This is a genomic window from Agromyces hippuratus (genome assembly GCF_013410355.1).
GTDB lineage: Bacteria > Actinomycetota > Actinomycetes > Actinomycetales > Microbacteriaceae > Agromyces > Agromyces hippuratus.
Genome location: NZ_JACCFI010000001.1, coordinates 2,267,403 through 2,291,813, shown reverse-complemented (window position 1 = coordinate 2,291,813; position 24,411 = coordinate 2,267,403). Strand labels below are relative to the sequence as shown.

Annotated in this window: 26 protein-coding genes; 17 read left to right on the top strand and 9 right to left on the bottom strand. The window is 70.9% G+C overall.

The features are described from left to right. The first annotated feature begins 25 nt into the window (after positions 1–25). The 3 genes from BJY17_RS10695 (at position 26) to BJY17_RS10685 (ending at position 2,681) form a co-directional block, all read left to right on the top strand. Complete coding sequence (locus tag BJY17_RS10695; RefSeq protein WP_179551331.1) at positions 26–613, top strand: PadR family transcriptional regulator; 588 nt, start codon at positions 26–28, stop codon at positions 611–613. 19 nt (positions 614–632) lie between these two features. Beyond that, entirely contained in the window at positions 633–2,162 is a 1,530-nt protein-coding gene (locus BJY17_RS10690; protein WP_179551330.1) for a DHA2 family efflux MFS transporter permease subunit, read from the top strand. A 102-nt stretch (positions 2,163–2,264) separates the two neighbouring features. Then, positions 2,265–2,681 carry a DUF1304 family protein gene (locus tag BJY17_RS10685; protein WP_179551329.1) on the top strand — a complete coding sequence of 139 codons (417 nt, stop codon included), beginning with the start codon at positions 2,265–2,267 and terminating at the stop codon, positions 2,679–2,681. 27 nt (positions 2,682–2,708) lie between these two features. Here BJY17_RS10685 and BJY17_RS10680 read toward each other — a convergent pair whose 3' ends face one another. From BJY17_RS10680 to tatA, 4 genes are all read right to left on the bottom strand, one after another. Next, positions 2,709–3,932, bottom strand: coding sequence for a kynureninase (locus BJY17_RS10680; RefSeq protein ID WP_179552829.1), 1,224 nt, complete (start codon positions 3,930–3,932; stop codon positions 2,709–2,711). A gap of 51 nt (positions 3,933–3,983) precedes the next feature. After that, positions 3,984–4,994, bottom strand: coding sequence for an amidohydrolase family protein (locus tag BJY17_RS10675; protein WP_179551328.1), 1,011 nt, complete (start codon positions 4,992–4,994; stop codon positions 3,984–3,986). A gap of 2 nt (positions 4,995–4,996) precedes the next feature. Continuing rightward, positions 4,997–5,845 (bottom strand): tryptophan 2,3-dioxygenase, encoded by an 849-nt coding sequence (gene kynA, locus BJY17_RS10670; protein ID WP_179552828.1) that lies wholly within the window; start codon positions 5,843–5,845, stop codon positions 4,997–4,999. A 90-nt stretch (positions 5,846–5,935) separates the two neighbouring features. Further along, positions 5,936–6,160, bottom strand: a complete 225-nt coding sequence (tatA, locus tag BJY17_RS10665) for a twin-arginine translocase TatA/TatE family subunit (protein ID WP_179551327.1) — start codon at positions 6,158–6,160, stop codon at positions 5,936–5,938. A 132-nt stretch (positions 6,161–6,292) separates the two neighbouring features. Between tatA and BJY17_RS10660 the strand changes: the two genes are divergently transcribed. Continuing rightward, complete coding sequence (locus BJY17_RS10660) at positions 6,293–7,255, top strand: acetylxylan esterase (RefSeq protein ID WP_179551326.1); 963 nt, start codon at positions 6,293–6,295, stop codon at positions 7,253–7,255. 36 nt (positions 7,256–7,291) lie between these two features. Here BJY17_RS10660 and BJY17_RS10655 read toward each other — a convergent pair whose 3' ends face one another. After that, complete coding sequence (locus BJY17_RS10655; protein WP_179551325.1) at positions 7,292–7,999, bottom strand: FadR/GntR family transcriptional regulator; 708 nt, start codon at positions 7,997–7,999, stop codon at positions 7,292–7,294. Positions 8,000–8,117: 118 nt separating this feature from the next. Between BJY17_RS10655 and BJY17_RS10650 the strand changes: the two genes are divergently transcribed. From BJY17_RS10650 to BJY17_RS10615, 8 genes are all read left to right on the top strand, one after another. Then, positions 8,118–9,722, top strand: a complete 1,605-nt coding sequence (locus tag BJY17_RS10650; protein WP_179551324.1) for an ABC transporter substrate-binding protein — start codon at positions 8,118–8,120, stop codon at positions 9,720–9,722. A gap of 61 nt (positions 9,723–9,783) precedes the next feature. After that, positions 9,784–10,737, top strand: coding sequence for an ABC transporter permease (locus BJY17_RS10645; protein WP_179551323.1), 954 nt, complete (start codon positions 9,784–9,786; stop codon positions 10,735–10,737). Between the two features lie 2 nt (positions 10,738–10,739). Next, complete coding sequence (locus BJY17_RS10640) at positions 10,740–12,803, top strand: dipeptide/oligopeptide/nickel ABC transporter permease/ATP-binding protein (protein WP_179551322.1); 2,064 nt, start codon at positions 10,740–10,742, stop codon at positions 12,801–12,803. Next, positions 12,800–13,600, top strand: coding sequence for an ABC transporter ATP-binding protein (locus BJY17_RS10635; RefSeq protein ID WP_179551321.1), 801 nt, complete (start codon positions 12,800–12,802; stop codon positions 13,598–13,600). Before BJY17_RS10640 ends, BJY17_RS10635 begins: the two co-directional genes overlap by 4 nt. 84 nt (positions 13,601–13,684) lie before the next feature. Beyond that, on the top strand, positions 13,685–14,608 hold the full coding sequence (locus BJY17_RS10630) for a dihydrodipicolinate synthase family protein (protein ID WP_179551320.1): 924 nt from the start codon (positions 13,685–13,687) through the stop codon (positions 14,606–14,608). After that, positions 14,608–15,543 carry an ROK family protein gene (locus BJY17_RS10625; RefSeq protein ID WP_179551319.1) on the top strand — a complete coding sequence of 312 codons (936 nt, stop codon included), beginning with the start codon at positions 14,608–14,610 and terminating at the stop codon, positions 15,541–15,543. The genes BJY17_RS10630 and BJY17_RS10625 overlap by 1 nt, the downstream gene beginning before the upstream one ends. Next, entirely contained in the window at positions 15,540–16,217 is a 678-nt protein-coding gene (locus tag BJY17_RS10620) for an N-acetylmannosamine-6-phosphate 2-epimerase (RefSeq protein ID WP_179551318.1), read from the top strand. The genes BJY17_RS10625 and BJY17_RS10620 overlap by 4 nt, the downstream gene beginning before the upstream one ends. 184 nt (positions 16,218–16,401) lie before the next feature. Further along, entirely contained in the window at positions 16,402–17,052 is a 651-nt protein-coding gene (locus BJY17_RS10615; RefSeq protein ID WP_179551317.1) for a TetR/AcrR family transcriptional regulator, read from the top strand. A gap of 77 nt (positions 17,053–17,129) precedes the next feature. On the opposite strand, the gene BJY17_RS10610 is transcribed toward BJY17_RS10615, so the two are convergent. After that, positions 17,130–17,972, bottom strand: a complete 843-nt coding sequence (locus BJY17_RS10610) for a VOC family protein (protein ID WP_179552827.1) — start codon at positions 17,970–17,972, stop codon at positions 17,130–17,132. Positions 17,973–18,159: 187 nt separating this feature from the next. Here BJY17_RS10610 and BJY17_RS10605 point away from each other — a divergent pair, with 187 nt between their 5' ends. Then, positions 18,160–18,687: a DUF1269 domain-containing protein gene (locus BJY17_RS10605; RefSeq protein ID WP_179551316.1), complete on the top strand. Its 528-nt coding sequence runs from the start codon at positions 18,160–18,162 to the stop codon at positions 18,685–18,687. 90 nt (positions 18,688–18,777) lie between these two features. On the opposite strand, the gene BJY17_RS10600 is transcribed toward BJY17_RS10605, so the two are convergent. Together BJY17_RS10600 and purD are read right to left on the bottom strand one after the other, a co-directional pair. Next, positions 18,778–19,731, bottom strand: coding sequence for a phosphoribosylaminoimidazolesuccinocarboxamide synthase (locus tag BJY17_RS10600; protein WP_179551315.1), 954 nt, complete (start codon positions 19,729–19,731; stop codon positions 18,778–18,780). 8 nt (positions 19,732–19,739) lie between these two features. Next, positions 19,740–21,077 carry a phosphoribosylamine--glycine ligase gene (gene purD / locus BJY17_RS10595; protein WP_179551314.1) on the bottom strand — a complete coding sequence of 446 codons (1,338 nt, stop codon included), beginning with the start codon at positions 21,075–21,077 and terminating at the stop codon, positions 19,740–19,742. A gap of 103 nt (positions 21,078–21,180) precedes the next feature. Between purD and BJY17_RS10590 the strand changes: the two genes are divergently transcribed. The 4 genes from BJY17_RS10590 (at position 21,181) to BJY17_RS10575 (ending at position 22,883) form a co-directional block, all read left to right on the top strand. Next, a complete protein-coding gene (locus tag BJY17_RS10590) occupies positions 21,181–21,753 on the top strand; it encodes a signal peptidase II (protein ID WP_322789810.1) in 573 nt (190 codons plus the stop codon). A gap of 58 nt (positions 21,754–21,811) precedes the next feature. Beyond that, entirely contained in the window at positions 21,812–22,195 is a 384-nt protein-coding gene (locus tag BJY17_RS10585; protein ID WP_179551312.1) for a sterol carrier family protein, read from the top strand. 79 nt (positions 22,196–22,274) lie between these two features. Then, positions 22,275–22,640 (top strand): hypothetical protein, encoded by a 366-nt coding sequence (locus tag BJY17_RS10580; RefSeq protein ID WP_322789809.1) that lies wholly within the window; start codon positions 22,275–22,277, stop codon positions 22,638–22,640. Positions 22,641–22,697: 57 nt separating this feature from the next. Continuing rightward, positions 22,698–22,883, top strand: coding sequence for a hypothetical protein (locus tag BJY17_RS10575; RefSeq protein WP_179551311.1), 186 nt, complete (start codon positions 22,698–22,700; stop codon positions 22,881–22,883). Here BJY17_RS10575 and purF read toward each other — a convergent pair. After that, a complete protein-coding gene (purF, locus tag BJY17_RS10570) occupies positions 22,876–24,333 on the bottom strand; it encodes an amidophosphoribosyltransferase (RefSeq protein WP_179551310.1) in 1,458 nt (485 codons plus the stop codon). The genes BJY17_RS10575 and purF overlap by 8 nt on opposite strands. Between the last annotated feature and the right edge of the window lie 78 nt (positions 24,334–24,411).

Genomic DNA, 24,411 nt, shown 5'->3' with positions numbered 1-24,411 from the left:
GCACGGGAACGCGAAGGGAACGCGGATGCCGCACCTCAACCCGCTCGCCTTCTCGGCGCTCGGCATGCTGATCGACGCGCCCATGCATCCCTACGAGATGTTCCAGCTGATGCTGGCGCGCCGGGAGGACCGCGTCGTCAAGGTGAGCGCCGGGTCGCTCTACCGGGCGGTCGAACGGCTCGCGCGCGACGGGCTGATCGTCGAGAGCGCGACCGAGCGTATGGGCAATCGGCCCGAGCGCACCGTCTACACCGTGACGGATGCCGGGCGGGCCGCGTTCGACGAGAGCCTCGAGGAGATGCTGGGCCGCAGCGCCGACGAGTTCCCCGAGTTCCCGCTCGCCATCGGCGAGGCCCACAACCTGCCGGCGGAGCGGGTCGTCGAACTGCTCGGAGACCGGCTCGACTCCATCCGCGACGACATCGCCTGGTACGACGCTGCGGCCGTGCGCATCGCCGAGAAGGGCAAGCCGAAGCACGTCGTGCTGAACGTCTACTACAGCAGGGCGATGCTCGCCGCCGAGGCCGAATGGCTCGCGGCGACCATCGACGAGCTCCGTTCCGGCGAACTCGAGTGGCCGCGGGCCGCTTCGTCCGCCTCCCCTCAGACCTGACCCCGTTCCGGAGGAACACATGCAGACCGAACGCAAGCCATGGCCGGCCCTCTGGGCGCTCGTCATCGGCTTCTTCATGATCCTGGTCGACTCGACCATCGTCTCGATCGCCAACCCCGCCATCATGCGCGACCTCGGCACCGACCTCACCGCGGTGCTGTGGGTGACCTCCGCTTACCTGCTGGCGTACGCCGTGCCGCTGCTCATCACGGGTCGCCTCGGCGATCGCTTCGGCCCGAAGAACGTCTACCTCGTCGGCCTCGCCGTGTTCACGCTGTCCTCGCTCTGGTGCGGTCTCTCCGATGACATCACCATGCTGATCGTCGCGCGCGTCGTGCAGGGGCTCGGCGCCGCGCTGATGACTCCGCAGACGATGGCGGTCATCACCCGCATCTTCCCGCCGCAGCAGCGCGGTGCGGCGATGGGCCTCTGGGGGGCCGTCGCCGGTGTTGCGACGCTCGTCGGCCCGATCCTCGGCGGGCTCCTGGTCGACTCGCTCGGCTGGGAGTGGATCTTCATCGTCAACGTGCCCGTCGGCGTCGTCGCGTTCATCCTCGCGGTGCGGCTCGTGCCGAAGCTCGAGACGCACCAGCACTCCTTCGACTGGCTCGGCGTGGTGCTGAGCGCCGTCGGCATGTTCCTCGTGATCTTCGGCATCCAGGAGGGCGCGACCTACGACTGGGGCACCATCACCGGACCGATCACGGTCTGGGGCCTGATCATCTCGGGCCTCGTGGTGCTCGTCGCCTTCGTGGTCTGGCAGCGCTTCAACCGCAAGGAGCCGCTGCTGCCCCTCGACCTCTTCACGGATCGCAACTTCGCGCTGTCGAACGCCGCGATCACCTTCGTCGGGTTCGCCATCGTCGCCATGCCGCTGCCGCTCGCGTTCTACTACCAGGTCGCTCGCGGCCTCGAGCCCACGCAGGCCGCGCTCATGCTCGTGCCCATGGCGGTCGTGTCGGGCGTGATGGCGCCGTTCATCGGCCGTCTGACCGACCGCGTCGACCCGAAGTGGATCGCGTTCGCCGGCTTCACCATCACCGCCGCCGGCCTCGCTGCGATGTCGCTGCTCATCACGCCCGACGTGGAGCTCTGGGTGCTGCTCATTCCCGCCGCGTTCCTCGGCCTCGGCATGTCGGGCATCTGGGCGCCCCTCGCATCGACCGCGACGCGCAACCTGCCGCCGCACCAGGCCGGTGCCGGTTCGGGTGTCTACAACATGACCCGGCAGTTCGGCTCGGTCTTCGGTGCAGCGGCGATCACCGCGCTCATGAACGGCCGGCTCGAGGCCAACCTTCCCGGGTTCTCCGAGGCCGGCGGTGAGCAGTCGACCACGGCAGGCCAGGCGTTGCCGCCGCAGATCGCCGGTGGATTCACCGATGCGATGTCGCAGTCGCTGTGGCTGCCGGTCGTCGGGTTCGCGATCGGCGCCGTGCTGGTGCTGTTCTTCGCCAAGCCCAAGGTGACGGTCGACTGGGAACAACGGGGCGCCGCCGCGTCGACGGAGGTCGCCGGCCCCGCGACGGGCCCGCTCACCTCGGTCGACTAGGGCCGAGGCCGGGCCGGGCCGAAGCCGAAGGTCAGGCGAGCACGGCGCGTTCCTGCAGCACGGAACTCGACAAGTCCTCACCTTGAGAGGATCCTTTGAGCCATGAACATCGTGGCCAAGATCCTCGCGGTGCTCGAGGGCCTCACGTTGATCACGGTCGGCGTGCTCGAATCCTCCTTCTACCGCAACCCCGCCTTCCATTCGATCTTCCTGATCGAGCCCGACGAATACGACGCAGTGCAGCTCTGGGTGGTGAACGTCGGCTGGTACAACATCTTCATCGGCCTCGGCGTCATCTTCGGCGTCATCCTGGCCTCGACCGGTCGTGTCGCGGCGGGGCGCGCGATCGTGCTCTTCGGCAGTGCGATGCACGTGCTGCTCGGCATCACGCTCCTGATCACGGAGCCGGCGCTCTGGGCGAATGCCCTCGGCGAGGCGGGACTGGCGCTCGCGGTCATCCTCGCGATCGTGATCGGCGATCGGATGTCGCGGCGCGATGCCGCTCCCGCCACCGGGTGACGCGCGGCAGGTCGGCCGAGGCCCGTGCTAGGCGAGCCCCGCGCGTTCCTGCAGCACCGTCTTCAGGGTGTCGCGGGTGGCCGCGAGCCCGCGGTGCACCTCTTCGAAGCTCGTCGACAGCGGCGAGAGGCCGATGCGGAGCCCGCCCGGGTCGCGGTAGTCGGGGATCACGTCCTGCTGCCACAGCCTGGCGGTGACCTCCCGCATCGCGGGGTGCTGCAGGGTGACGTGCCCGCCGCGCTCCTCGGGGTCGGCGGGGGAGGCGAGGGTCACGCCGAGCGGCGCGAGCCAGTCGTCGGCGAGGGTGATCGCGTACTCGGTGAGCGCGATCGACTTCTCGCGCAGCGCCGGCATGCCGGCCTCCTCGATCATCGCGAGCGTCTCCTCCATGGCGAGCATGCCGACGATCGGCGCGGTGCCCGAGAGGAAGCGGCGGATGTCGGGCACCGGCTCGTACTCGGGCCCCATCGCGAACATGTCGGTCGTGCCCCACCAGCCCTGGATCGGCTGGGCGATCGCCGCCTGCAGGTCCTCGCGCACGTAGGCGAACGCGGGGGAGCCGGGCCCGCCGTTCAGGTACTTGTAGGTGCAGCCGACGGCGAGGTCGAAGCCCCAGAGGTCGGCCTTCACGGGCACCGAACCGGCCGAGTGGCAGAGGTCCCAGAGGATCAGGGCGCCGGCGTCGTGCGCGATGCGCGTGAGCTCGGGGGCATCCGCCAGATAGGCCGACCGGTACGCGACGTGCGAGATGACGACGAGCGCCGTCTCGGGGCCGGCCGCCTCGGCGAGCTGCTCCGGCGTCACGCCGGCGGAGGTGTCGACCTCGATCCAGCGCAGGCGCATGCCGCGCTCGCGTGCGATGCCCTCGAGCACGTAGCGGTCGGTCGGGAAGTTGTCGGTGTCGACGACGATCTCGCGCCGCGCGGGGTCGCGGGCGACCTGGGCGTCGACGGCCGCTCGGGCGAGCTTGTAGAGGAGCACCGTGGTCGAGTCGCCGATGATCGTCTGGCCGGCCTTCGCCTCGATGACGGAGCGGCCGATGCGGTCGCCGATCTCGGTGGGCAGCTGCAGCCACGCCTCGTCCCAACCGCGGATGAGGCGCCCGCCCCAGTCCTCCCGCAGGAACCGCTCGACGCGCTCGATCGCCGAGACGGGCGGGCGTCCGAGCGAGTTGCCGTCGAAGTAGACGACATCGGTCTCGGCGCCCGCGAAGCGCTTGCGGTAGTGCGCGAGACCGTCGGCGCGGTCCATGCGGCGGGCGAAGGCGAGGTGGGGGTCGTGGGTCACCGGTGCTCCAAATCGTCAGTACTGCTGCAGGTCTTCGGCGGGCGAGAGACCGGCGGCGGCCAACCAGTCGGGAAGCGCGTCGAGGCTGGCCGGCGGCTCGCCGGGCACGAAGGTCGCGACGGCGCCGTCGCCGACCTCGTCGACTCCGACGGGCCACGGGTCGGTGAGCGAGGCGATCACCGCGGATGCCCCGAGGCCGGCGCGCACGAGCAGCGCGAGTTCGGCGGGGTTCACGCCGAGCGGCTGCTCGCCGTTGCCGAGGTCGGTGCCGTAGAGCACCCGCCCGCCGGCGGCGTGGAAGCGGCCGAGGTTGTCGAGCGCGATCGCGGCCTCGGGGGTCGGCTCGCCGTAGCCGGCGACGAAGAGCGTCGAGATCCAGCACTGCCCGGCGGCGACCGCCCGGGCGATGAGGTCGTCGTCGAGGCGCTCGGTGAACGGGGTGTGCGCGAAGGCGTCGACGCCGGCGTCGATCGCGAGCTGCGACATCCCGTCGCCCTCGACGTGCGCGACCACCGGCACGCCGGCGGCGTGCGCGCTCGCGACGACCGCCGCGAGCGTCGCCGCGTCGAGCACGGGGCCCGCCGCGCGGTTCAGCGCGACCTTGATGACGGATGCCCCGAACGCCAGCTGCTCGGCGACCGCCGTCTCGGCCGCGGTCGGCAGGGCGGCGCGGTCGTCGCCCGCCTCGACGACGATCTCGCGGGCGCTGCCGGGCGACGCCCACGGCCGGTCGACCGGGTAGCCGCCGGGGGCGGTGAGGAAGCTGCCCGCGAAGGCGACCCGAGGCACGCCGTCGCGACGGGCGTACGCCGCGATCGTGTCGAGCGGCCCGCCGAGGTCGACGACGCCCGCGAGCGCGGTGTCGCGCAGGGCATCGGGCCCGACCAGCATGAGGTGCACGTGGTGGTCGATGAGCGGCGGCAGCATCGTGCCCGTCTCGCCGGGGCGCTCGGCGCTCATCGAGCGGCGCACCCGCAGCGCACCGGGCCCGAGGTCGAGCGGTGCATGACCGAGGGAGCCGGCCATGGTCAGCCCGGGATCTCGGTGCGCACGGCGTAGAGCTCGGGGAAGAACGTGAGGTCGAGCGCCCGCCGCAGGAAGCTCGCGCCGCTCGAACCGCCGGTGCCCGTCTTGCTGCCGATGATGCGCTCGACGGTCTTCAGGTGGCGGAATCGCCAGAGCTGGAAGTTGTCCTCGAGGTCGACGAGCTCCTCGCAGGTCTCGTAGGCGGCCCAGTGCTCGGAGGTGTCGGCGTAGATCGAGGCGAACACCGGCACGAGCTCGGGGGCGAAGGTCCACGCCTGGGTGACGTCGCGCTCGAGGATCTCGGCCGGGATCGGGTAGCCGGCGCGGGCGAGCAGGCGCAGGAACTCGTCGTAGAGGCTCGGGGAGTCGAGGGCATGGCGGAGGATCGCGGTGGCCGCGGCATCCGACTCGAAGACCTGCATCATCTTCGCGTTCTTGTTGCCGAGCACGAACTCGACCGCGCGGTACTGGTACGACTGGAACCCGCTGGCGTTGCCGAGCACGCCGCGGAACTGCGCGTACTCGGTGGGCGTGAGCGTCGCGAGCACCGACCACTGCTCGGTCAGCGTCTTCTGGATGTGCTTGACACGCGCGATGCACTTGAGCGCCGGCGCGAGCTCGTCGGCGCGCAGCAGGTCGCGCGCGGTCTCGAGCTCGTGCAGTACGAGCTTCAACCAGAGCTCGGTGGTCTGGTGCTGGATGATGAACAGCAGCTCGTCGTGGTGCTCGGGTCGCGAGATCGGCTGCTGCGCCGAGAGCAGCGTCGGCAGGTCGAGGTAGCCGCCGTAGCTCATGCGATCGCTGAAGTCCGTGACGACGGATGCCTCGATCGTGCGGGTGTTGGCTTCGATGCCGTCGATGGCGTCGTCGCCGGGCTCGGTTGGCTCAGTAGTCACGGCCCCAGCCTAACCACGGGGGATGGCCGACGAACCCGATCGGCGTCAGGCTGACGTCGCGCCCGTGCCTGCTCCCGTCTCCGCGACCGTCGGCCGCGCCGCCGCCTCGTCGCCGTCGACGGGGTCGTCGGTCGACCGCACCTCCTTCTTCAGGATGTGCATCGACTGGCCGAGGCTCTTCGCGAGCGCGGGCAGCTTCGGCGCGCCGAAGAGCAGCAGGATGATGAAGACGACGACGAGCATGTGCCAGCCGGTGAGATTCGCGAACATGTTCCCAGACTTCCCTGTCGTGTGGTCGTGCGGCGAGTGCCGATCGCATCAGCACAACACATCTGACATCAGATGTCCAGTGCGTCGCGTGCTACGGTGAGCGCCGGGAATCGAGCACCGAGAGGCCGCATCATGCACGTCGATCTTCCAGAGTCCGAACTCCGCACCTATCTCGGCAGCGGGCGCGAGCCGGCCGACTTCGACGAGTTCTGGGCGGGCACGCTCGCCGAGGCCCGCAGCGTTCCCGTCGATGCGACCATGACCGCGACCGCCACGCCGATCGTCACCCTCGACGTCTACGACGTGGCCTTCCGCGGGTTCGGCGGCCAGATCGTGCGCGCCTGGCTCCGCGTTCCCGCCGGCGCCGACAGGCCGCTGCCGACGATCGTGCAGCTGCACGGCTACGGCCGGGGTCGCGGCGATGCCGTCGAGAACCTGCTCTGGGCGTCGGCGGGCTACGCCCACCTCGAGCTCGACACGCGAGGCCAGGCCTGGAGCGGCTCGCGCGGCGCGACCGGCGACGAGGCCGGCTCGGGACCGCACGTGCCCGGGTTCCTCACGCGCGGCATCGAGAGCGCCGAGGAGTACTACTACCGACGCCTCATCACCGACGCGGTGCGGCTCACCGATGCGGCACGCGAGCTGCCGCTCGTCGACGGTGACCGCCTCCTGGTCACGGGCATCAGTCAGGGCGGGGGTCTCGCGCTCGCAGTCGCGGGGCTCGTGCCCGGACTCGCGGGCGTCGTCGCGCGCGTGCCGTTCCTCTGCGACTTCCCGCGCGCCACCGTGATCACCGACGCGCGGCCGTACCGGGAGATCGCCGAGTACCTCGCGCACTACCGCGACCGCACCGAGGCGGTGCTCGACACGCTGTCGTACTTCGACGGGGTCAATTTCGCCCGCCGCGGCACCGCGCCGCTGCGCGTGACGGTCGCGCTCATGGACGCCGTGTGCCCGCCGTCGACGGTCTTCGCGGCCTACAACAACTCGCCGGCACCGAAGTCCATCACGGTCTGGCCCTACAACGGCCACGAGGGCGGCGGCGTCGACGACGACATGCTCGCGCTCGACGCGTTCGCCGAGATGGTCGGCTGAGCGGCGGTCGACCGGGAGCCGGGCGGCCGTGCGGGCTCAGCGGCGGGTGGCCGCCTTGTCGAGTGCGCGCCGCAGCGGCAGGTAGTGCTCGATGACGGCCTCGCGGTAGCGCGCGGCGTCGCCGGATGCCGCGGCCTCGAGCATCGCGCCGTGAGCGTGCGCGGTGTCGACGATGTCTTCGGCGGGCGCCAGCCCGAGCATCGGGTAGACGATCGTGTTGACCTCCCAGAAGGCGGCGACGAGCTGGCCGACGAGCGCGTTGTCGAGGTAGCCGAGCAGTCTGGTGTGGAAGGCGAGGTCTTCGGCGGCGAACGCCTCGCCACGTGCGGCCTTCGCCGTCATCGCCGCGACCAGCTGCTCGAGTTCGGGGTCGTGGGTGCCGTCGAGGGCGGCCACGATCTGTTCCGCCATGGCGAGGTCGAGCGCCTCGCGCACCTCGACCACCTCGCGGAGCGCGGCGACGCTGTCGTCTTGATCGACGACTCCGCGGAACACCAGGCCCTCGACGAGCGGCGCCAGGGAGAGCTGGCCGACGTAGGTGCCGTGGCCGTGGCGCACCTCGACGATGTCGAGCGCCGCGAGGGTGCGCATCGCCTCGCGCACGCTCGAGCGGCTGACCTCCAGTCGGGCGCAGATCTCCGCCTCGGTCGGCATGAGGTCACCGGGGCGCAGGCCCTCGGTGAGGATGAGGTGCTTGATCTGGTCGGTGACCGATTCCCGGCGTCGCGATGGTCCGGAGAACATCTGCGTCACAGTCAGATCACGTGTCGTCATCTTCGGCTTGACCTCTCGCTCGGTTGGGGCTAGCTTCAGTGTACTCAGATACGACGTCTGATGTCCGATATCCAGGAGAATTCATCCAATGTTGAAGGAAACGCTCCGAGTGGAGACCAGCCGCAGGGTCTTCCTCCAGGCCGCCGGTGCCATGGGAATCGTCGCAACGCTGGCCGCGTGCAGCGGCCCGGCGTCGACGAACAAGCCGGCCGCGAACGAGACCGGTGCGCCGGCCGACCCGAACGGCACCATCGATGCGGGCATCTCGTATCCCCTCTCCACCGGCTTCGACCCCATGACCACCACGGGCGCGGTCACCGTCGCCGCGAACTGGCACACCCTCGAAGGCCTCGTCGAACTCGACCCCATCAGCCGCGAGCCCTATGCCGCGCTCGCCGCCGATCTGCCGTCGGCAGACGGCACCACGATCACGGTGGCGCTCCGCGAGGGCGCCGTCTTCCACGACGGCAGCCCGGTCACGGCCGACGACGTGGTCTTCTCCTTCCAGCGCGTGCTCGACCCCGCCAACAACTCGCTCTACCGCACCTTCATCCCCTTCATCTCGGGCGTCGAGAAGGTCGACGACAACACGGTCGAGATCACGCTCAACCAGAAGTTCTCCCTCGCCGTCGAGCGCCTCTCGGTCGTCAAGATCGTTCCGCAGGCCATCGTCACCGCCGACCCGGCGGCGTTCGACGCACTGCCGACCGGCACCGGCCCCTACAAGATCACGAGCGCCGTCAAGGACGACAAGCTCACCTTCGAGCGCAACGAGGCCTACACCGGCTCGCGACCCGCGCTCGCCGCAGCCATGACCTGGAACCTGCTGTCGGATGCCGCGGCTCGCGTCACCGCGGTGCAGTCGGGTCGCGTGCAGGCGATCGAGGACGTGCCCTACATCGACGTCGCGAACCTCTCGAAGGACTCGACGGTCGAATCCGTGCAGTCGTTCGGCCAGCTCTTCATGATGTTCAACTGCGAAGCGGCCCCCTTCGACGACGTGCGCGTGCGCCAGGCGTTCCGCTACGCGATCGACTACGACAAGCTCGTCGACGTCGGCATGCTCGGGCAGGCGACCCCCGCCACGAGCTACCTGCAGCAGGAGCACCCGTCGTACCAGAAGGCGAAGACCGTCTACACGTACGACGTGAAGAAGGCGAAGAAGCTGCTCTCCGCCGCAGGCGTCTCCGACCTGTCGATCACGCTGCTCGCGACCGACACCAGCTGGGTGAAGGACGTGCTGCCGCTCATCAAGGAGGACCTCGACGCCGTCGGCATCGCGACCACGATCGACGCGAACCAGTCGGGCGCCCAGTACAAGATCGTCGACTCCGGCGCCTACACCGTCATGGTCGCGCCCGGCGACCCGTCGGTGTTCGGCAACGACGCCGACCTGCTGCTGCGCTGGTGGTACGGAGCCGACACGGTGTGGCCGTCGAAGCGGTACCGCTGGGCGGACTCCTCCGGCTTCGCCGAGCTCACGGCGCTGCTCGACGACGCCGTCGCGACCGGCGACACCGAGAAACAGGCGAAGCTCTGGGGTCAGGCGTTCGACCTGATCGCCGAGGAGTGCCCGGTCTACCCGCTCGTGCATCGCAAGCTCCCGACCGCGTGGGACGCGGACGCGCTCGCCGACTTCGAGCCGCTCGCGTTCACCGGCCTGTCGTTCCTCGACGTGGCACGCCGAGGCTGATCCGACCACCGGGGGCCGACCGCCTGGTCGGCCCCCGGTTCTTCCTGAGGAGCAATACCCTGTGACCACGCTGTTGCGGCTCATGGTCCGCCGACTGGCGGTCCTGCCGATCATGGTGCTCGGCATCACCGCCCTGGTGTTCTTCGTGATGCAGTTCGCCCCCGGCGACCCCGCGATCAACGCGCTCGGCGAGAGTTCGTCGGAAGAGGCCCGCGAGGCCTACCGCGAACAGGCCGGCCTGAACGACCCGATCCTCGTGCAGTACCTGCGGTTCCTCGGGAACCTGCTGCGCGGCGACCTCGGCACCACGGTGCCGCCCGCCCAACCCGTCTCCGAGGCGATCGCCACGGCGTTCCCGCTCACCCTGCAGCTGACCTTCCTCGGTCTCCTCATCGCCGGCGTGCTCTCGCTCGTCATGGGCGTGACCGGGGCGCTCTATCGCGACCGCTGGCCCGACCAGCTCACCCGCGTGCTCTCGATCGCCGGCATCGCCATCCCGTCGTTCTGGCTCGCGATCCTGCTCATCCAGTCATTCGCCCTCGGCCTCGGCTGGTTCCCCACCGGCGGCTACGTGAACCCCGGCGACTCGGTCTCGGGCTGGCTGAACTCGATGACGCTGCCCGCCATCGCGCTCGGCATCCCCGTCGCGGCTTCGCTCACCCGGGTCGTGCGCACCTCGATGGTCGAGGAGCTCGACCGCGACTACGTGCGCACCGCGATCGGCAGCGGGCTGCCCCGCCACGTCGTCGTCGGACGCAACGTGCTGCGCAACGCCCTCATCACCCCGGTGACCGTGCTCGGCCTCCGCATCGGCTACCTGCTCGGCGGCGCCGTCGTCATCGAGGTCATCTTCGACCTGCCCGGCATGGGCAAGCTCATCCTCAACGGCGTCACGAACAACGACATCAACCTCGTGCAGGGCGTCACGCTCACGATCGCCCTGACCTTCGTGCTCGTCAACATCATCGTCGACATGCTCTACCTCGTCATCAACCCCAGAATCCGGACGGTGTAACGATGCGTCGCTCTCTCGCCGAACGGCTGAGCACCCCGGGCCAGCGCTTCGGCGCCATGCCGGTGGGGGCGAAGATCGCCGTGGCCTTCCTCGCCCTCGTGGTGCTCGTCGCGATCTTCGCGCCGCTCGTGGCCCCCTACGACCCGCTCAAGTCCGGCATTCCCGCCCAACCGCCGTCGTGGGAGCACTGGTTCGGCACCGACCGCAACGGCCGCGACATCCTCTCCCGCCTGATCTACGGCGCGCGGTACTCGCTCGCCATCGGCATCGGGGCCACGACGATCGCGCTCATCGTGGGATCGATCGTCGGCTCGATCGCCGCCACCGGCCCGAACTGGCTGCGCGAGGTCGTCATGCGCGTCCTCGACATCATCATGTCGTTCCCGGGCATCGCGCTCGCGATCGTCTTCGTCGCCGTCTTCGGCAAGGACCTGCCGGTGCTGATCTGCACGATCGCGTTCCTGTACGTGCCGCAGATCGCGAGGATCGTGCGCGCCAACGTGCTCGCGCAGTTCGGCGAGGACTACATCGCCGCCGAGCGGGTCATGGGCGCCCGCATCTCGTACATCCTGTTCTGGCACGTGGCCCGAAACTGCGCCGCGCCGATCCTCGTGTTCGTCACGGTGCTCGTCGCCGACGCGATCGTCTTCGAGGCGAGCCTCTCGTTCATCGGCGCCGGGGTGCAGGACCCAGCTCCCTCGTGGGGCAACATCATCGCCTCGGGCCGCAACCTCCTGCTCAGCGGCGGCTGGTGGGCGACGTTCTTCCCGGGCATGGTGATCCTCATCACGGTGCTCTCGCTGAACATCCTCGCCGAGGGCGTGACCGACGCGCTCGTCAAGCCCGGTGCGCGGCGACGCACGGTCGACGCCGCGGCGGAGACCGCGGCGGCGGATGCCGCCCTCGACATGACCGTCGAGTCCGAGTCGGGCTACGACCCGTTCCCCGACACGGCATCGGTGGCCCTGCAGACGATCGCGACCTCCGCCATCGGGCGGGAGGCGGCCGAGGCCGCGGCGCGCAGCGGCGCCCTGCAGGCGCACCTCGCCGAGCTGCGCGTGGCCGAGGCATCCCGAACCGACCGGCTCGTCTACACCGCCGACGCCGATGCGCTGCTCGAGGTGCGCGACCTCAGCATCCGCTTCCCCGACCGGCACGGCGACGTCGCCGTGGTCGACGGCGTGAGCTTCTCGGTGCGCCCCGGCGAGACCATGGCGCTCGTCGGCGAATCCGGGTGCGGCAAGTCGATCACGAGCCTCGCGATCATGGGCCTCCTGCCCGACACGGCCGTCATCACCGGGCAGGTGCGCTTCCAGGGGCGCGACCTGCTGACGATGCCGCCGAAGGAACGCCAGGCGCTGCTCGGCCACGAGATGGCGATGGTCTACCAGGACGCGCTGAGCTCGCTCAACCCGTCGATGCTCATCCGCACCCAGCTCGGCCAGCTCATCAAGCGCGGCGGCACCCGTACCGCCGAGGAGCTCATGCGCCTCGTCGGCCTCGACCCCGACCGCACGCTCAAGAGCTACCCGCACGAACTCTCGGGCGGGCAGCGGCAGCGCGTGCTCATCGCGATGGCGCTCACGCGCAGCCCCAAGCTGATCATCGCCGACGAGCCGACGACGGCACTCGACGTGACGGTGCAGGCGCAGGTCGTCGACCTCCTCAACGAGCTGCGCGAGAAGCTCGGCTTCGCGATGGTCTTCGTGAGCCATGACCTCGCCCTCGTCGCCGAGCTCGCGCACAAGGTCACCGTGATGTACGCGGGCCAGGTCGTCGAGTCGGCACCGACGACGAGCCTGCTCATGCAGCCGCAGCACGAGTACACGCGGGGCCTGCTCGGCTCGGTGCTCTCGATCGAGGACGCCGCCGATCGCCTGCACCAGATCCCCGGCACCGTGCCGTCGCCGCGCGACTTCGTGACGGGCGACCGGTTCGCGCCGCGATCGGTCGAGGGCCGCCCGGTCGGCGACGCCCGGCCGGAGCTCCGCCCGATCGACGGTTCCGACCACTACTACGCAGCACGCGCCGACGAGGCCGGGCTCCGACCGGAGGTGACCCGATGAGCGGCGACGAGATCCTGCGCCTCGACGACATCCACGTGGTGCACAAGGCGCGCACGGGCACGCTGTTCAAGCGCGACCGCGTGCACGCCGTCAACGGCGTGAACCTGGCGCTGCGCCGGGGCGAGACGATCGGCATCGTCGGCGAGTCGGGCTGCGGCAAGTCGACCCTCGCCCGCGTGATGGTGGGGCTGCAGGTGCCGACCTCGGGCACGGTGAGCTTCCGCGGTGCGCCGCTCGAGCGCCGCACTCCCGCGATGCGCGCGGAGTACGGCCGCGCGGTCTCGGTCGTCTTCCAGGACCCGTCGACGGCGTTGAACACGCGGATGTCGGTGCGCGACATCCTGCTCGACCCGCTCAACGTGCACGGCATCGGCACGAAGGCGCAGCGCGAGGCGCGCGTCGTCGAGCTGCTGCAGCTCGTCGGGCTCCCCGCCTCTGCGGCCGAGGTGCTGCCCGGCCAGGTCTCGGGCGGGCAGCGGCAGCGCGTCGCCATCGCGCGGGCGCTCGCGCTCGACCCCGACGTGATCGTCGCCGACGAACCCACGAGTGCGCTCGACGTGTCGGTGCGCGCCCAGATCCTCAACCTCCTGAGCGACCTGAAGGAGCGGCTGGACCTCGGCATGGTCTTCATCTCGCACGACATCCAGACGGTGCGCTACGTCTCGGACCGCATCGTCGTGATGTACGCCGGCCGCATCGTCGAGGAGGGGCCGGCCGACGACGTGCTCGCCGACCCGCGCGACGCCTACACGCGCACCCTGCTCGGCGCGGCGCCGAGCCTGCTGCACCACCGGTGACGACCCAGGCGCGCCGAATCCCGGCCGCGTCGTCGCACCACCCTTCCACGAACCACCTGATCCACGAACACCAGGAGCTCCAACGTGACCACCCCCGCCTTCCGCGGCGTCATCCCGCCCGTCCTCACCCCGCTCGATGCGTCGGGCGCCTTCGACGAGACCGCGTTCGAGCGCCTCGTCGAGCGGCTCATCGCCGGCGGCGTGCACGGACTCTTCGTGCTCGGCTCCTCGGGTGAGGTCGCGTTCCTCTCCGACGACGAGCGCACGCGCGTGCTCGAGGCGTCCGTTCGGGTCGCCGCCGGCCGCGTGCCCGTGATCGCGGGCGTCAACGAGATGACGCCCGCCCGCGTCATCGGCCAGGTGCGTCTCGCCGAGGCCGCGGGCGTCGACGCGATCGTCGCGACCGCGCCGTACTACGCGCGCCCGAGCGCCGCCGAGGTCGAGACGCACTTCCGCACCATCGCGGCGGCCACGTCGTTGCCGCTCTTCGCGTATGACGTGCCGGTGCGCGTGCACTCCAAGCTCGACCACGCGATGCTCGTACGCCTCGGAGTCGAGGGCGTGCTCGCCGGGGTCAAGGACTCGAGCGGCGACGACGTCGCGTTCCGCCGCCTCGTCATGGCCAACCGCGCCGCCGGCAGTCCGCTCGCACTCTTCACCGGCCACGAGGTCGTCGTCGACGGCGCGTTGCTGGCCGGCGCCGACGGGGTCGTCCCCGGCCTCGGCAACGTCGACCCGGGGCGCTACGTGCAGCTCTTCGACGCGGCGGGCGCCGCCGACTGGGTGCGCGTGCGCGAACTGCAGGACGAAGTGGCCGAGCTCTTCGAGATCGTCTTCCAGGCGAACGGCGTGAGCGGCGAGGCGGCAGGTCTCGGTGCGTTCAAGACGGCGCTCGCCCACCTCGGCGTCATCTCCTCGAACCGGATGTCGCAGCCCGTGCCGTCGCTCGAAGGGGACACCGTCGCCCGCATCACCGCGATCGTCGACCGCGCGGGGCTCTCGGCCTGATGCGCGCCGCCATCGGCGTCGACCTCGGCGGCACGAAGACCGCCGCCGGGCTCGTCGGCACCGGCGGCGCGGTGTTCGACCGGGCGTGGGCGCCGACGCCGGCGACGCTCGGTCCCGGCGCGGTGCTCGACACCGTCGTGCAGCTCGTGCGGGCGCTCCTCGACCGTGCGGGCACGGATGTCGTCGTGAGCGGATGCGGCGTGGGCTCCGCCGGGGTCATCGACGCGGCGAGCGGCGCGGTGGCCTCGGCGACCGACTCCCTGCCCGGCTGGACGGGCACGCCCGTGCGCGACGTGCTCGCGGCCGAGCTCGGCATGCCCGTCGCCGTCGTCAACGACGTGCACGCGCACGCCCTCGGCGAGGCGCTGCACGGCGCGGGCGCCGGCGCGCCCACCGTGCTCATGATCGCGGCGGGAACCGGCGTCGGCGGCGCGCTGGTCGTCGACGGGCGGGTGCATGCCGGGCGCCGCGGGGTCTCGGGGCACTTCGGCCACGTGCCCTCCATCGAGGCCGCCGGCAGGCCGTGCACCTGCGGTGGCGCCGGGCACCTGGAGGCGGTCGCCTCCGGTCCCGCGATGTGCGCCGTCTACCGTGAGCTGAGCGGCGACGACTCGGTGGCCGACGGCCGCGAGGTGGTGCGGCGTGCCGGGGCGGGCGACGTGCACGCCGCGGCATCCGTCGCCCTCGCGGGCCGTGCGCTCGGCGGCACGATCGGTGGTCTCGTGAACGCGTTCGACCCCGACGTCGTGATCGTCGGCGGCGGGCTCGCGGCGGCGGGGGAGTCGTGGTGGACCGCGCTCCACGACGCCGCGGGCGCCGAACGCATGTCGCTGCTCGCCGACACGCCGATCGTGGCCGCTGCGCTCGGCGCGGACGCCGCGATCGTGGGAGCCGCAGCCCTCGTCACCCCCAGCAGCACGGAGGACCCAGCATGACCGACCTCGACCTCAGCACCCTGCGCGGCGGGCTCATCGTCTCGTGCCAGGCGTATCCGGGCGAGCCCATGCGGCACCCCGAGACGATGACGCAGATCGCCGAGTCGGCCGTGCGCGGCGGCGCGGTCGCCGTCCGGGCGCAGGGGATCGCCGACGTGCGTCTCATCCACGACCGCGTCGCGCTGCCGCAGATCGGGCTCTGGAAGGACGGCGACGGCGGGGTCTTCATCACGCCGACGCTCGACCACGCGCTCGCCGTGGCGCGTGCGGGCGCCGAGATCGTCGCGATCGACGGCACGCGTCGCGAGCGACCCGACGGGTTGGGGCTCGCCGAGACGGTGCGCCGGCTCCGCGAGGGGACCGGGGTGCTCGTCATGGCCGACGTCGGATCGGTCGCCGACGGGCTGGCCGCGGCGGACGCGGGCGCCGATCTGGTCGGCACGACGCTCTGCGGGTACACCGACGAGCGACCGAGGACCGATGGCCCCGACCTCGAGGTGCTCGCCGAACTGGTCGCGCGGCTCGAGGTGCCGGTCGTCGCCGAAGGGCGCGTGCACACGCCCGCGCACGCTTCGTCGTGCATCGACGCCGGAGCGTTCGCCGTGGTGGTCGGCACCGCGATCACGCACCCGGCGACCATCACGGGCTGGTTCGCGCAGGCCGTCGCGCGCTGAGCGAGTCAGGCTCCCAGATCTTCCGCGGGGTGCCGACACGGCGGGCATCCCCCTTGCCGGAAACACCGGCAGGCGCCCGCCGCGTCGCAACCGCTCCCCCCAGAGCGGTCGTCACCCCAGTTTATTCGGGTAAACGGAGCTGACCCTCCGAATCATAACGGATCGACGCGCGTACAGTGAAAGCGTGAGCTCATCCCAGTCGCCCCGCCGCGATGCGCGGCGCAACCACGAGCGGCTGCTCGTCGAGGCGAAGCAGCTGTTCGCCGAGCGCGGCATCGACGCGCCCCTCGACGAGCTCGCGGTGCGCGCCGGCGTCGGAGCCGGCACCGTGTACCGCCACTTCCCCAACCGCGACGCGCTCGTGCGCGAGCTCTACGACGCCGCGGTCGCCGACCTGCACGACTTCGCACCGCAGTTCCTCGCCGCGGAGACGGGGTGGCAGGCGATCGAGCTCTGGCTCGAACAGGTCAGCGGATGGCTCGCCGCCTCGCCGCACCTGCCGGCGGTGATGCGCCGCGTCGCCGAGCTCGATCCGAACCACCGCCCGGCCACCGAGTTCGTGCCGATGATGGACGCCGTGGTCGCCCGCGCCCAGGCCGAGGGGTCGCTGCGCCCCGACGTCACCGCGGTCGATCTCAGCGTGATGGTCGACATGCTCGGCTCGCTCGGCCAGTACGGCGCCGCCTACCTGCCCTACTGGCGCCGCCAGCTCGGCGTCATGCTCGACGGGCTGCGCGCCCGGCCCGACGTCGCGCCGCTGCCCGGCGAGGGGCAGGCGTTCGAGGCGTTCCACGACATGTCGCACGCGAAGGGGCCGACGCAGCCGAGCGGCTGACCTCGTGCCGCTCGGCCGATCGAGCCTGTCGAGATCCGCGCCGCGCGCTGGTTTCGACAGGCTCGACCCTCGCAAGCTCAGCCGGCGGCGCGCACCACGACGAGGTTCGCCCACGGGTCGTCGAACGCGAGGGTGAGGCCGTCGTCGCGGGTGGCGACGCGGTAGTGGCCCATGCGCTCGCCGAGTTCGCCGAGGTCGTCGGCGCTCGGCACCACGATCTCGACCGTGCCGAGTCCGAGCGCGAGGGCGCGCCGGCCCGCGCCTCGGCTGTTCCACGTGTTCATGGCCATGTGGTGGTGGTAGCCGCCCGCCGAGACGAAGAGCGCCTGGTCGCCCATCTCGGCCGTGGTCTCGAAGCCGAGCCGTTCGACGTAGAACTCGCGGGCGCTCGCGACGTCGCCGACCGAGAGGTGCACGTGGCCCACGACGGCGTCGCCCAGCCCGGTTCCGGATGCCGCGGCGGACGCCCCGCCCTCGGTGAGGTGCTCCCGCAGGTACTCGTTGGGATCGAGGTGGAGCGTCGCCATCTCGATCGTGCCGTGCGCCCAGCTCCACGTCGAGCGGTCGCGGTCGAAGTAGAGCTCGATACCGTTGCCCTCGGGGTCGGTGAAGTAGAAGGCCTCGCTGACGAGGTGGTCGGCGCTGCCGGTGAAGGTGCCCGGATGCTTCGTGGCGATCGAGTAGATCGCGGTCGCGAGCGCCTCGCGCGTGTCGAAGAGGATCGCGGTGTGGAAGAGCCCGGCGTCGCGCGGCGAGGCGTGGCGCAGTTCGGGCGCGTGCTCGAGGATCACGATCGGCGTGGTGCCGCGGCCGAGCACGGCGACGGGGCCGTCGTGGCTCAGGAGTTCGAGGGTGACGGCGTCGCGGTAGTAGCGGATCATGGCGTCGAGGTCGCCGACGCGCAGCGTCACGGCGCCCATGCCGGTGTCGGCGGCGAGGAGTCCCGCGCCCTCCGGCGCTCCATTGGTTGTAATCACAACTAATGATAACCCGGTGATCCGGCCGGGCATTCCCGAGTCGGGTCTGGCGCTCGGGTGCCGGGTTGCCTACCGTTGGAGGCACCGGCTCCCGGGGATCGACGGGGAGCCCTCCTGAGGGGATGAAGACATGGGCATGGACAACCTGGTGCTGTACGTGGCGACCTACGACGACGACGCCGTCGCCACCGACCAGTACCGCTCGCTCAAGGACGCCGAGGCGTCATCCGATCTCGAGGTCGTGTCCTCGGTCGTGATGCGCCGCGGCGACGACGGCCGGGTCGCCGTCGACGAGCACGGCACCGGCCAGGTCGCCGCCGGTACCTGGATCGGCGGCGCCGCCGGACTCGTCGTCGGACTCTTCGCGCCCCCGCTGCTCGCCGCGACGGCCATCGGAGCGGGAGTCGGTGCCATCTCGGGCGCGATCGCGAAGAAGCACGACGAGAAGAAGGTGGGCCTCGAGCTCGAGGAGTACCTGCCGAGGGGGTCGTCGGCCATCGTGGCCGTGCTCGACGACAAGTACCTCGACCGCATCGACGCCGTGCTGACGAAGTACGCCAAGAAGGTCGACAAGGCGATCGACCGCGACGACTACGAGGCGCTCGAGAAGGCGATCAGCGAGGGCGGCGACAAGATCGCCAAGGCGATCGCCTCATAGGTTCACCCTCTGCAGGTCGAGCCTGTCGATACCGGTACCGGATCTCGACAGGCTCGATCAGCAGAAGCGGGCTCGATCGGCAGGGTCCGGTCAGGCCGCGCCGGCCGTCAACCGGACGAGCAGCTCGCGGTACTTCGCGGCGGTCTGCTCCACGATCTCGTGGGGGAGGGTCGGCGGCTCCTCCGAGACGTCCTGGTCCCAGTTCGCGGCGAGCCAGTCGCGCACGATCTGCTTGTCGAAGCTCGCCATGCGCAGCTCGGGCGTGGCTGCCGTGGCGTACGCCTCGGCGTCCCAGTAGCGGCTCGAGTCGCTCGTCAGCACCTCGTCGGCGAGCGTCACGATGCCGGTCGCGCGGTCGGCGCCGAACTCGAACTTCGTGTCGGCGAGGATCACACCGCGGGCTTCGGCGATCTCGGAGGCGAGCGTGAAGATCTCGAGCGAGAGCTCGCGCAGCTGGGCCGCGACGACCTCGCCGACGAGTTCGACGGTGCGCTCGTAGGAGACGTTGACGTCGTGCTCGCCGAGCGGGGCCTTCCACGCCGGCGTGTAGATCGGTTCGGGCAGGCGGTCGCCGTTCGAGAGCCCCGCGGGCAGCGGGAGGCCGCCGATGGTGCCCGTCGCCTGGTACTCCTTGAAGCCCGAACCGGTGAGGTAGCCGCGCACGACGCATTCCACGGGGAACATGTCGAGCGTGCGGCAGAGGGTGCCGCGCTCGGCGAGCTCGGCCGGCACCTCGGGCAGCCCGAGCGACTCGAGGCGGTCGTCGAGCGGGTGGGCCAGGTGGTTCGGCACCTGCGGCAGCTGGTCGAACCACCAGCGGGTGAGGCTCGTGAGCATCGCGCCCTTGCCGGGGATCGCGGGCGAGAGCACCTGGTCGTAGGCGCTCACCCGGTCGGTCGCGACCACGAGCACGATCGGCGAGAAGGTCAGCGGGTCGCCGGTCCAGGAGTCGTCGTCGATGAGCAGCTTGGTCGGCACGTACAGGTCGCGCACCTTGCCCGAATAGACGTGGGTCCAGCCGGCGTGCTCCTGCGTGTCACTCATGGTTCCCCCTATTCGGCAACGCGTGCGGCGATGTCGGTGCGGTACTGGCCGCCGTCGAGGCGCAGGTGCCCGAGGGCCTCGTATGCGCGGCGACGCGCCTCGGCGAAGCCGTCGCCGACGGCGACGACGTTGAGCACTCGGCCGCCGGTCGCGAGCAGCGGCAGCTCCTCGGCGCCGTCGCCGGTCGCCGCGCCGATCGCGGTCGCGGCGTGGGCGAGGTGCACTCCGGGCACGGATGCCGCGGCCTCGATGCCCTCGATCGCACGCCCGGTCTGGGGCGCCTCGGGGTAGCCCTCGCTCGCGAGCACGACCGTGACCGCGGCATCCGCTCGGAAGACCGGTCGCGGAAGGGAACCCAGCCCGCCGGTCGCCGCGGCGAACAGCAGGCCCGAGAGCGGCGTCTCGAGGCGCGGCAGCACGACCTGCGTCTCGGGGTCGCCGAAGCGGGCGTTGAACTCGATCACGCGGATGCCGCGCGAGGTGAGGATGAGGCCCGCGTAGAGGAGGCCGATGAACGGCGTCTGCTCTTCGGCGAGCTTGCGCACGGTGGGCAGTGCGATCGTCTCGATGACCTCGTCGACGAAGGCCGTTTCGCTGCCGAAGCGGCCGCCGCGGCCGTCGGAGGCGTCGTCGAGCCACGGCAGCGGCGAGTACGCGCCCATGCCGCCCGTATTGGGGCCGGCATCGCCGTCTCGGAGGCGCTTGTAGTCCTGCGCCGGTGAGAGCGGCAGCACGTTCGTGCCGTCGGAGAGGAGGAAGAGCGAGACCTCCTGGCCGTCGAGGAACTCCTCGATGAGCACGGGGCCCTGCTGCAGGTAGTGGGCGGCGTGGGCGATCGCCGCGTCGCGGTCGTCGGTGACGAGCACGCCCTTGCCGGCCGCCAGGCCGTCGGCCTTGACGACGTAGGGGGCGCCGAACTCGTCGAGCGTGGCCCCGACCTCGTCGAGGGTGTCGGCGAGGTTCGCGCGCCCGGTCGGCACGCCGGCGTCCTGCATGATGCGCTTGGCGAACGTCTTCGATCCCTCGAGCGCCGCGGCCGCCTTGCCCGGACCGAACACGGCGATGCCGCGGGTGCGCAGGGCGTCGGCGACGCCGGCGACGAGCGGCGCCTCGGGGCCGATGACGACGAACTCGATGTCGTTGTCGAGCGTGTAGTCGGTGACGAGCACCGGGTCGGTCGGGTCGAGCGCGATGGTCGTGACGCTGCCGCGAGCCGAGGACGTGGGGGATGCCGCGATGCCCGCGTTGCCCGGCGCCGCGATGATCTCGTGGCCGGCCTCCTCATCGAGAAGCGCGAGGATGATGGCGTGCTCGCGCGCGCCCGAGCCGAGGACGAGGATTCTCACCGGTTCAGGCTACCGCCTCGGGCCGCGCGGCCCCGCCTCGTGACCTCGTGTGCGGATGGGGCGACGGGCGCGCGCGAGGCGCGGTGCTGCGAGAATGGTGCGGGTGAGCTCAGCAGACACGACCGGCGCCGATGACGCGCAGACCCCGGCCGGCCTCGACGACGGGCCCGAGCCCGGCGCATCGGGCCACCGCCTCTTCTGGTGGGTGCTCGGCATCGCCGCGTTCATCGTGCTGATCGACCAGGCCAGCAAGTGGTGGGCCGAGGCCGAGCTCGGCGACGGCACCACGATCCCCGTGATCGGCGACCTCATCCGCTTCGTGCTCGTCTACAACCCGGGCGCCGCGTTCTCGATCGGCACCGAGTACACGTGGATCTTCGCGATCCTCGCCGGCGTCGGCGCGATCGCCGTCGTGTGGTTCGCCTGGCGCGTGGGGTCCGTCGGCTGGACCATCGCCCTCGGCCTCATCCTCGGCGGCGCCGTCACCCACCTCGGCGATCGCCTGTTCCGCGACCCCGGCTTCGGCCGCGGCCACGTCGTCGACTTCATCGGCTACGGCAACTGGTTCATCGGCAACGTCGCCGACATCGCGATCTTCGCGGGCGCCGTGATGATCCTCGTGCTGACGTTCATGGGCATCGCGCCCAAGGGCGGGCGCGTGCACGACGAGGACTGACGGCGGGCAACGAAGGCCGCACTGACGGCGGCGGACCGCCGGTGGCAGAATGGCCGACATGGCACGCGTGAGGATCGGCGACGACATCGGGCGGGCGGCCGTGACGCTCGTGCAGGCGGTGACGGCCGAGGGTGAGGATGCCGCGACCTCCGTCGACCGTTCGACCCTCGCGCTCGCGGTGCGCTACTCGCTGCAGCTGCTCGCCGAAGAGGCGCCCGGTGGCACCGTCGAGGTGCGGGTGCCGCCGTTCGGCGCCGTGCAGTGCATCGAGGGTCCGAAGCACACGCGCGGCACCCCGCCGAACGTCGTCGAGACGGATGTCACGACGTGGCTCGCCCTCGCGACCGGCAGTCTCTCGTGGGTCGACGCGCGCGCCGCCGGGCGGGTTCACGCCTCGGGTCAGCGCGCCGACCTCGGCGACGTGCTGCCGATCATCCGCTGACGCACGCCGGGTCCGAGGCGGGCGAGAGCCTTCGTCGAGCAGTCGGCGTGGTCGCAGCGAAATGCGGGACAATGGAGGGGTGACCGACCCCGTGAACACCCCCGAACCCGACGAGCGCAGCACCGAACCCGGCGCCGAGGCATCCGTGCCGCTCGAGACCGAGGTCGAGCGCGACATCGTGACCGTGCGTCGCGCCCCGCGCTACTCGCGGTTCATGACGCTGGGTGCCCTCGTCGGCGCCGTGGTCGCGCTCATCCTCACCGTGAGCTTCCCGGCCAACGACGAGTTCGACCTGGGCCAGGTGTTCGGGTTCCTGCTGCTCGCGTGCGCGGCGATCGGTCTCGCACTGGGCGCGCTCGTCGCGCTGGTCATCGATCGCGCCACCGCGCGTCGCGCGAAGTCGGTCACCGCCGAGCACGAGACGATCCACCCGGTCGACGAGTAGCGGTATCCGTCTCACGGGGGAGGCCGACCGCTGCCCCTCGCGTGCATACTCGGTCGTATGAGCGACACTCTCTTCACCCCGGGAGCCGACGTGATCACGACGCGCGGACGCGGCGCGATCGTCGATGTGCGGGCCACGCCATCGGGCAAGTTCGTCTTCGGGGTCGAGAATGCCGACGGCGAAGTGAGCTACTTCACCGAGAAGGCCGTCAGGCTCGCGGGGAGCGAGGACCGCGCTAGCTGAGCTGCGTGCGCTCCACCCAGCCGAGGTACTCGTCGGTGACGGTGCCGGTGACGTACTCGCCCGTGAAGCACGACAGGTCGAGCTGCTCGATCGGGGTGCCCTCGGTGATCGCGGCCTGGAGGTCGGCGACCTCCTGGTAGATCATGTGGTCGGCGCTGAGCTCCGAGGCGATCTCGGGGATCTTGCGGCCGTAGGCGATGAGCTCCTGGCGGCTCGGCATGTTGATGCCGTACACGTGGGGGAAGCGCACCGGCGGAGCCGCCGAGGTGAACGTCACCTTGTTGGCGCCGGCCGCACGGGCCATCTCGACGATCTCCTTCGAGGTCGTGCCGCGCACGATCGAGTCGTCGACGATGAGGATGTTCTTGCCCTTGAACTCCGTGCCCATGGCGTTGAGCTTCTGCCGCACCGAGCGCTTGCGCTCCGCCTGGCCGGGCATGATGAACGTGCGGCCGACGTAGCGGTTCTTGTAGAAGCCCTCGCGGTACTCGATGCCGAGCTTCTGCGCGACCTGCATCGCGGCGGGCCGCGACGAGTCGGGGATGGGCATGACGACGTCGATGTCGCCCTTGTCCATGTGGGTCTCGATGGTCGTCGCGAGCCGGTCGCCCATGCGCAGGCGCGCCTCGTAGACCGAGATGCCGTTCATGATCGAGTCGGGGCGGGCGAGGTAGACGTACTCGAACGAGCACGGCACGAGCACCGGGTTCTTCGCGCACTGGCGCGAGATCATCTGGCCGTCGAGGCCGATGAAGATCGCCTCGCCCGGGTGCACGTCGCGCACGATCTCGTAGCCGCCCGATTCGAGCACGAGCGACTCGGAGGCCACGATCCACTCGTCCCTGCCGTTGTCGGCGGTGCGGCGGCCGAGGATGAGCGGGCGGATGCCGAACGGGTCGCGGAACGCGAGGAGGCCGTAGCCGGCGATCAGCGCGATGACGGCGTAGGAGCCCTCGACGCGCTCGTGCACCTGCTCGACGGCCGTGAAGACCTGGTCGGGGTCGAGGTCGAGGCCGGTGATCTGGCCCTGCAGCTCGGTGGCGAGCACGTTCAGCAGCATCTCGGTGTCGCTCGTCGAGTTCACGTGACGGCGGTCGATGCGGAAGAGGTCCTCCGACAGCTCGCGCGTGTTCGTGAGGTTGCCGTTGTGCACGAGGGTGATGCCGTACGGCGCGTTCACGTAGAACGGCTGGGCCTCCTCTTCGCGCTCGGCGGCGCCCTTCGTCGCGTACCGCACGTGACCCAGGCCCATGTTGCCGATGAGCGAGCGCATGTCGCGGGTGCGGAAGGCCTCGCGCACCTGCCCGCGCGCCTTCGTCATGTGGAAGATGGGGCCGTCGGCCGTCGCGATGCCAGTCGAGTCTTGACCGCGGTGCTGCAGCAGCAGCAGGCTGTCGTAGATCTGCTGGTTGGCCGGTTCAGTGGAGACGATTCCGACGATGCCGCACATGCGAGCGATGGCTCCTCGAAGGTGGGGGAAGTGTCCGAGCAGGACTCCTCAATCCTCGCATACGCGCGCCGGTGAGCC